General features: G+C 45.5%; 7 protein-coding genes and 4 pseudogenes. 9 read left to right on the top strand and 2 right to left on the bottom strand.

Annotated features, from left to right (window positions below):
* Positions 1–416 precede the first annotated feature (416 nt).
* Positions 417–1,043, top strand: a pseudogene (locus tag LW728_RS21810) (ISNCY family transposase); the annotation flags it as partial.
* An 85-nt stretch (positions 1,044–1,128) separates the two neighbouring features.
* On the opposite strand, the pseudogene LW728_RS21805 reads toward LW728_RS21810, so the two are convergent.
* Positions 1,129–1,504 (bottom strand): annotated as a pseudogene (locus LW728_RS21805) (NF041680 family putative transposase); the annotation flags it as partial.
* Positions 1,505–1,676: 172 nt separating this feature from the next.
* On the opposite strand from LW728_RS21805, the gene LW728_RS21800 reads away from it, so the two are divergent.
* The 3 genes from LW728_RS21800 to LW728_RS21790 all read left to right on the top strand — a co-directional run bounded on the left by LW728_RS21800 (position 1,677) and on the right by LW728_RS21790 (position 3,051).
* Complete coding sequence (locus LW728_RS21800) at positions 1,677–1,847, top strand: hypothetical protein (protein WP_155120367.1); 171 nt, start codon at positions 1,677–1,679, stop codon at positions 1,845–1,847.
* Positions 1,848–1,925: 78 nt separating this feature from the next.
* Positions 1,926–2,414: an MgtC/SapB family protein gene (locus LW728_RS21795; RefSeq protein WP_004159254.1), complete on the top strand. Its 489-nt coding sequence runs from the start codon at positions 1,926–1,928 to the stop codon at positions 2,412–2,414.
* A 100-nt stretch (positions 2,415–2,514) separates the two neighbouring features.
* Complete coding sequence (locus tag LW728_RS21790) at positions 2,515–3,051, top strand: hypothetical protein (RefSeq protein WP_002803214.1); 537 nt, start codon at positions 2,515–2,517, stop codon at positions 3,049–3,051.
* A 360-nt stretch (positions 3,052–3,411) separates the two neighbouring features.
* Here LW728_RS21790 and LW728_RS21785 read toward each other — a convergent pair.
* Positions 3,412–4,017, bottom strand: a pseudogene (locus tag LW728_RS21785) (ISAs1 family transposase); the annotation flags it as partial.
* A gap of 236 nt (positions 4,018–4,253) precedes the next feature.
* On the opposite strand from LW728_RS21785, the gene LW728_RS23315 reads away from it, so the two are divergent.
* The 5 genes and pseudogenes from LW728_RS23315 to LW728_RS21765 form a co-directional block, all read left to right on the top strand.
* Positions 4,254–4,445: a Thivi_2564 family membrane protein gene (locus tag LW728_RS23315; RefSeq protein WP_016515447.1), complete on the top strand. Its 192-nt coding sequence runs from the start codon at positions 4,254–4,256 to the stop codon at positions 4,443–4,445.
* A gap of 35 nt (positions 4,446–4,480) precedes the next feature.
* Positions 4,481–5,575 carry a glycosyltransferase family 2 protein gene (locus LW728_RS21780; RefSeq protein ID WP_008206545.1) on the top strand — a complete coding sequence of 365 codons (1,095 nt, stop codon included), beginning with the start codon at positions 4,481–4,483 and terminating at the stop codon, positions 5,573–5,575.
* The gene (locus LW728_RS21775) at positions 5,576–6,082 is read left to right on the top strand and encodes a glycosyl-4,4'-diaponeurosporenoate acyltransferase CrtO family protein (protein WP_002799014.1); all 507 of its coding nucleotides are present in this window, start codon (positions 5,576–5,578) and stop codon (positions 6,080–6,082) included.
* Positions 6,076–6,924 (top strand): transglutaminase-like domain-containing protein, encoded by an 849-nt coding sequence (locus LW728_RS21770; protein WP_287768205.1) that lies wholly within the window; start codon positions 6,076–6,078, stop codon positions 6,922–6,924. Before LW728_RS21775 ends, LW728_RS21770 begins: the two co-directional genes overlap by 7 nt.
* A 100-nt stretch (positions 6,925–7,024) precedes the next feature.
* A pseudogene (locus LW728_RS21765) lies at positions 7,025–7,117 on the top strand (IS607 family transposase); the annotation flags it as partial.

Here is a 7,117-nt window from a genome sequence, read left to right as displayed (position 1 = left end):
CTGTAGAGCGACCATAAGACCAGAACAGAGTAAATCTGTTAAGGCAGGTGCGGAACCCCGCAAGGGAAAGAAGCAGAAACCTAAATCGTGAGGTTTGGGAATCGCCGTCCGTTTACGGCGGTGAGGATGTCAATTTGAAATAAATAGAGCATTAACCCCGATTTTGGAAGGCAAAATATAGTAGAAAGTGACTATTTTTCAGGGAGAGGCGATCACTAAAAAAACAATTGGTTGGATAAATTAAGTATAAATACTCAAGCAATCAAAGGGATTGGCTGAGAACGAACGGGGTAAATTCAGGAAGATAGTTCTGTTTTTAGAATAAGGAATTCAAGGGAAATAAAAATTTATAATTATTGTCAGCTAAGGTAAAATGGGTGAGTTAGAAATCCACCAGCACGTCAAATTATTCCAAGATGGCTCAAAAAGCGGCAACCCTAGAAATTTCGGAATTAATGCAATTTTTACGTCAAGAATTACATGATTTACCCGATGAGAGGAAACCTGGAAATAATACAAAATATCAGGTATAAGATGCCGTGATGGCTGCATTTTCAGTCTTTTTTACTCAGTCGCCGTCTTTTTTATACCATCAACGTTTAATAAAAAGCAATAAGGGAAAAGATAATGCTGAAAGTTTATTTTCAATTGAAAAAATTCCTAGGGATAATCAAATAAGAAATCTGTTAGAGCCAGAGCCAGTGCCAGCCTCTACTGTCTCTAGGACTTTTCAAAAAGTCTATCAATGGTTAAAGGAAAAGGGAGTTTTGAAAAAGTTTCTCTACTTAGATGGAGAAATTTTAGTGGCATTAGATGGCACAGAAATTTCTCATCTAAGAAAATTAATTGCCCTCATTGTAATTGTCGTAATCATCGAAAGGGAACTACAACTTATTTTCATGGCTGTGTCACACCTAGGGTGGTTTCTCCTAATCAAAAACAAGTAATTAATTTAGAGCCAGAATTCATTAAAAAAACAAGATGGGCATCAAAAACAAGACTGTGAAAATGCGGCCGTTAAAAGATGGTTAAATAAGAATCATAACTTCTGTTTAGACTAATTTGCAGCCCAAATTGGCACAAATAGGGATAAAAGACTGAGAAAGAGATAAAAAGCACGATGAAGGATTAAGATGCGGTCTTTTTCGATTTAGGCGGGGCAGAATAGCGTTTTTTGACCGTAGGATAAGGGATTTTTGGAGTCCGTTTTTTGCCTTTAGGCCAGCCCTGGGATTTTCCTCGGGTTTTGGGGAAACAGGCGGGTGTACCAATCACCGCTAAAATTGCCCCAAAACCCTGAGCGACCCTTCCAGGAGTCAGAGAGTTTTGTGGAAGAGGCTTCTGCCAAGGTAAAGGATTATCTTGTACTATCTCACGAGCCAGCCATAACTACCAAGTCAGTAGAGGCATCAAATCGCGACCAGATTGCCCTTGTTCGGGAGTTGAAAGTTTGGGTAAAGTCCAGTGTAATCTTTGCGAGTGCGAAGCGATTCGAGTGATTGATGTTAATGGGACTTAGGCGTTTTCGGTCAGCAAAAAAGGCTCAAACCATTACGGGACAAAGGGTTAACCTCGATTTATGATTTTCCTTGATATATCTGGGTTTCAGCGATTTTGGGCTTCTCAAAGTAAATCCCAAGCGGGGATTGGAGTTGAGGCTTTTCTCGATTTGTTTTTTGTCTAAGTCTCATTATGTGGACTTCGGTGGAATTATAGAGGAAGAAGGCACATTCTGTGGCTATACCATTCCGACCCGTCTGCGGATTGGATGGTACTTTGGCACTGAGCGGTTTGAGTCAGAGGGTGAGTTTTTCCGAGTCACGATTGATGATGCAATCTATCGGTAGAACGATCGGACATCAATAAAGAAATTACAGCCAACTTTGTAGAATGAAGTACAGCCAAAGTAAGGAGGGACTACGGGTGTGTGGCAAGTGATATGGAATACTGTGCTATCGGAATTCTCCGAGATCACCGATGTGGCTCAAATTATCCGCATCATTTTACGTTTCTTGCTTGCGGCGATCCTTGGTGGTCTACTGGGGTACGATCGGGAGATCAAGGGCAAGGCGGCAGGGTTGCGAACGCATATGCTGGTTTCTTTCGGGGCAGCACTCTTCGTCCTCATTCCTCAACAATCTGGGGCATCGATCGCAGATTTAACTCGTGTGTTGCAGGGTTTGATCGCTGGGGTGGGATTCCTTGGGGCCGGATCGATCATTATAGGAAGGCACCAAGAGGAGGCTAAGGGGATGACCACGGCGGCGGGCATATGGCTAACGGCGGCCATCGGCGTAGCGGCAGGGATGGGGCGAGAAGCGACGGCCATTCTCAGCACTCTCTTAGCCTTGGGAATCTTATCCTTAATTCCCAAGGTCGAACGGTTGTTTGAACGCCGTGGAAGGAGGAGTTAAACGGGGTCGGAGTATTCGGGCGGATAGGGGTTGAAGATGTACAAGTAGTTCATACCCGCGTTAAACTGCATATCTTGCCCCATGCCGTTGGAGCCCAAAGATGATCAAAATTTCCGTTGATTCACAGGTGTCGTTTTCTCGATCCTTGGTTTATGCCACCTATCGGGACAAGCTGATGGAGTTGGGGCCGTATCTGCCCAATGTGCGATCGCTGCAACTCAAGTCTCGCCAGGAAGCGGAGCGACTGGTGCGACTGGTGCTGGAGTGGCATGGGGGTGGGGACATCCCAGCCGCTGCTCGGGCACTTTTGAGTGAAGAACTGTTCACTTGGACGGAATACGATATCTGGGACAACAATGAGTTTACTGTAGACTGGCAAATTGAAACCCATGCCTACCGAGAGGCGGTGTTTTGCGCTGGCAAGAACCGCTTTCTGGATCGAGGCAATTGCACATTGGTGGAAAGCCGAGTCGAAGTGAGGATTGACCTCAGCGCAGTTCACAGTGTGCCCCCCTTCTTGCTCAGTCGCTTAGTTCACCTAGTCGAAGAGCTTCTGGCCAAAAAGATTGAACCGAATCTGGTGCAGATGGGACAGAGTGTGCAGAAATATCTGGAGCAAACGCAGAAAACCCAGTAACGCCAGGAAAGGGATAGACTATGGGGTAGCGATCTGGAAGTAGTGGTGAGTCGAATTGCTTATTTAGGGTTTGCTGAAAAAGTTTGTTGGTGGGGTTAGGAGTCGGTCGTCGGTCGTCAATAGCCGGTCGTTTCAGGCTTTGTTGCCCTCTTTTTTGTACTGGTTTATGTACTAAAAAAAGGATAATGCAAGGTTTTTGAATGTCCCAATCCTATTTTCGCAGCATGAACATCGGATTTTAACAGGTCAAAAGCCTTATTTTAAAAGGGTTTTACCATTATTCAGCAAGCCCTATTTAGCGGGACTCAAACGATAACAAAAGATAACTGAGGGTATAATGCTTGGCAGATCAGCCTTTCACAATGCTAATACATAATCAGCGCCTTGCTCAATAATTGTAGAGGCAATTTCAGTTTGATATCCCATGGCATCAATACTTACTAAACAACCTCGAATTTCTCAAATCTTCAATAATTCAGGAATAGCAGTAATCTCATTGGATTTTTCAGCGACTTTTCGTTGACCAAGTACCAAATGATTAGTGGCTGACCAGACACTTACCATAGGAATTAAACTTCGGTTATTTCCTCGTTCTTTTGCCCCTCGTAAGGTTTTCCCGTCCACATTTAAGCGTTCTCCATTGGTCACCTGATGAACTGCTTGCATCCAACTAATAAAGCATGACTGGAGTTCTTCTGATTTTAAACGGGCAAATAATCGGATAAATGTATCATGAGAGGGAATCCCATTAGGCAGAGCTAGAAAAGTTTTTAGCCATTCATATTTGGTTATACCATAGGCAGCAACTGCTTCCCAGTTGTTCGCCCCACAAATGGTTGCACAGATATTAATCGCAATAATATCTATCAGCAAATTCTCAATGTTGTGTAACGATCCAGGGTCTTTTAGAGTGCCAAAGTGTTTTTCAATCAGGGCTGTTAGTGATGAACATTTGTCCGTTAACATTGTTTTGTGCGAACCTGTAAACAGATAGTTCATATTCTGTATACTAACTTGAAAAATTTAATATTTATCTCCTAATTGCTATTCCATGAGGATATCTTGTAGATTTATTGCGTATCTTCAAGAATTGTGTGCGATTGCTTGGGCCACCTAACGAGCATATATAAACGAGCATATATAATAATGAAGAGAATAAAATGCTTGACGAAACTCATTAGATCGGAGAAAGGAGATCAGTCATGGATCTGGTACAGTTTATGGTAGTTATCATCGTGGTTGGGGTTCTATTGTGGCTCGTGAACAACTACATTCCGATGGACAGCAAGATCAAGCAAATCCTGAACATTGTGGTTGTCATCGCCCTCGTTTTGTGGATTCTTAAGGTGTTCGGATTGCTGAGTTTTCTCAAGGGAATTCGTATCGGTAGGTGAGTGATGTTCTAGACGGAAGGAAAGGTTGAATTATTATGGATCTGATGTCCATCACACTGGTGGTGCGCTGGCTAATAGGCTGGGGATTGATGTGGCGGTTGCCGCGACTTCCAGACCTTTCAGTCGTCGGTTCGCCTAAAGTCTCGGTCTTGATTCCGGCGAGGAATGAAGAGAGTACCCTCCCTAATTTGCTAACAGCCTTAAAGCAGCAAACATTCAAGCCCTACGAAATCATTGTCATCGATGACCAGTCCGCCGATGCTACCCCACAGATCGCCGAACAGGCCGGGGTGAAAGTAGTGCAGACTAGCCCTTTGCCCACAGGTTGGACAGGGAAAAACTGGGCACTCAAAACCGGATATGCAGCCTCATCTGGCGATATTCTCGTCTTTCTCGATGCCGACACTGAGCCAGGGGAGGAGCTGCTCCGCAGGCTGGTGGCAACTGTTCAACACTTAGGTGGTCTGGTCTCAGTTCAGCCCTATCACCGCACTGAACGCCCCTACGAACTGTTAGCGGTTCTGTTCAATCTCGTCGGCTTGATGGCCGTCAAACTGGGAGCAAGAGGTGGTGTGGCTTTTGGACCGGCTATGGCTACCAGCAAGGATGACTATGAGCGGGTCGGCGGCCACGACGCTGTGGCAGGATATGTTGTAGAAGACTGGTTCATGGCTCATATTTATGAGAGTGCGGGACTGCCAGTGAGTGCATACATTGGTCATGGCCAACTGGACTATCGGATGTACCCCGGCGGGCTGCGGGACTTGGTTGTTGGTTTCGACAAAAACTTTGCTACCGCAGCAGGGGAAGTCTCTTGGCTGCGGATGCTGGCGGTTGTGTTCTGGCTTTCAGGGTTGTTCTGGGCGGCTTGGTGTCTGCCCGCATCCCTATTCGGCTGGCCGATTGTCGGGAATTCATCCTTACTATATAACGTACTGCTTTATCTTGCCTTCGCCATACAGTTAGCCATAATTGTATGGCCAGTGGGTTCATTCGGAGCAATCGTCTTTTTCTTCCCCATTCCGGTTGCCTTCTTCATTGCAGTGTTCCTGCTGGCAATTCTGAATCTCGAACGTGGTCAAATCGAATGGAAAGGACGAAGGATAAGTACCCGATGGCAAGGTGAATGAATGAGATTATCTATACTACAGTTACCGGATGGGGTAATTGTCGGGCTTTGTGTGGTCGGTTGGACAGCCTGGTCACTTTTGATCGGTTTTGTCGGTCATCGACTTCCCCTGAAATTCCTAGAAACGGACACCTGCCTGACCCGGCCACGACCCTGGGGGGAAGATAGACAATGGTACAATCGGGTACTGCGGATCAAGCGATGGAAGGATCGGTTGCCAGAAGCAGGGGATTTCTTCCCGGGAGGTTTTCGCAAAACATCCGTTGGCGGTGGGGACTGTGCCGTAATGTCCCGTTTTTTGGCTGAAACCCGTCGCGCGGAATACGTTCACATCGCCATCTGGCTGTTTTGGTTAGTGACGATGCTCTGGACTCCTGGCTGGGGTGTGCTGGTAAACCTCGCCGTGGGAACAGCCTTCAACCTGCCTTGTTTATGGGTGCAGCGTTACAATCGGCTTCGGCTCCAGCATCTGCTCGTATTGAAAGGACAGGGAAAAACGATATGCTAAAGTATGAGCTTGGCTGTGAATTAACCTACAGCATTGAGCAAGCAAGCACTCTGATTTTTAATATTGCTATTGTCAGCAACAACCATCAGATTATTGTTCAGGAAGACCTCCATTCTAACTCTCAACGGTCGATTGAGGAATACATCACTTCTGTCAGTGGAAATCGATACTTTCGACTCAATGCCCCTCCTGGCAATTTGCAAATTTCCTATCGAGCAACCGTTGGCTTATCTCCTTATTATTCAGACCCCAGTACGATTTTTGAAGTAAAGCCGGCCGATTTACCCCTCGATATCTTGTACTATCTTTATCCGAGTCGTTACTGTCAGTCAGATCGATTATTGCGCTTTGTCGCGGCTGAATTTGGCCATTTAGTCCCTGGTTATTCCAGGGTGACAGCTATCTGTAACTGGATTTATGACAATGTTTTGTATCTCTCTGGTAGCAGTGATTCTTTAACTTCTGCTTGCGATACAGCGATAGAACGGGTAGGCGTTTGTCGTGATTTTGCCCATTTAGGCATTGCTTTTTGTCGAGCTTTGAACATTCCGGCACGCTTTGTTTCCGGCTACGCCTATGGTTTAAATCCCCCCGATTTTCATGCCTGGTTTGAGGCTTATCTAGGGGGTCGCTGGTATCTTTTCGATCCTACCCGCCTTGTGCCTCAGAGCGGGCTAATTCGCGTTGGCACAGGACGAGATGCCGCCGATGTTTCTTTTGCCACTATTTTTGGTCCCGTACAAATGAATCAGATGAGGCTTTTTATGGACTACTTACCCGATGCCAAGCCGATTTCCGAGAATATTTTGATACCGACAACAGATGCGATCGCCATCTCTTGAGCGTACCCCAGTCAGGTATTGTAAAGTTTTGTAAAAAGTATATGCAAATGACTGCAAACAACTGCTAATATGGTTAGTGCAAGTTTACATTGCAGTTCATATAAAACTATCAGATTATGCTAAGAAAAAAGGGATCAGTTATGACACTGCTTGGAGAATGTGGAATCGAGGGCAGTTACAAGGAGAACGTCTT

Source organism: Microcystis sp. 49638_E5 (assembly GCF_021300285.1).
Lineage (GTDB): Bacteria > Cyanobacteriota > Cyanobacteriia > Cyanobacteriales > Microcystaceae > Microcystis > Microcystis aeruginosa_C.
This window is presented reverse-complemented; position numbering and strand designations above follow the sequence as displayed.

Excerpts from the sequence above, each read along its gene's own strand:
- LW728_RS21770 (WP_287768205.1), top strand. The coding sequence starts at position 6,076 with ATGCTAAAGTATGAGCTTGGCTGTGAATTAACCTACAGCATTGAGCAA.
- LW728_RS21775 (WP_002799014.1), top strand. The coding sequence starts at position 5,576 with ATGAGATTATCTATACTACAGTTACCGGATGGGGTAATTGTCGGGCTT.
- LW728_RS23315 (WP_016515447.1), top strand. The coding sequence starts at position 4,254 with ATGGATCTGGTACAGTTTATGGTAGTTATCATCGTGGTTGGGGTTCTA.
- LW728_RS21780 (WP_008206545.1), top strand. The coding sequence starts at position 4,481 with ATGGATCTGATGTCCATCACACTGGTGGTGCGCTGGCTAATAGGCTGG.
- LW728_RS21790 (WP_002803214.1), top strand. The coding sequence starts at position 2,515 with ATGATCAAAATTTCCGTTGATTCACAGGTGTCGTTTTCTCGATCCTTG.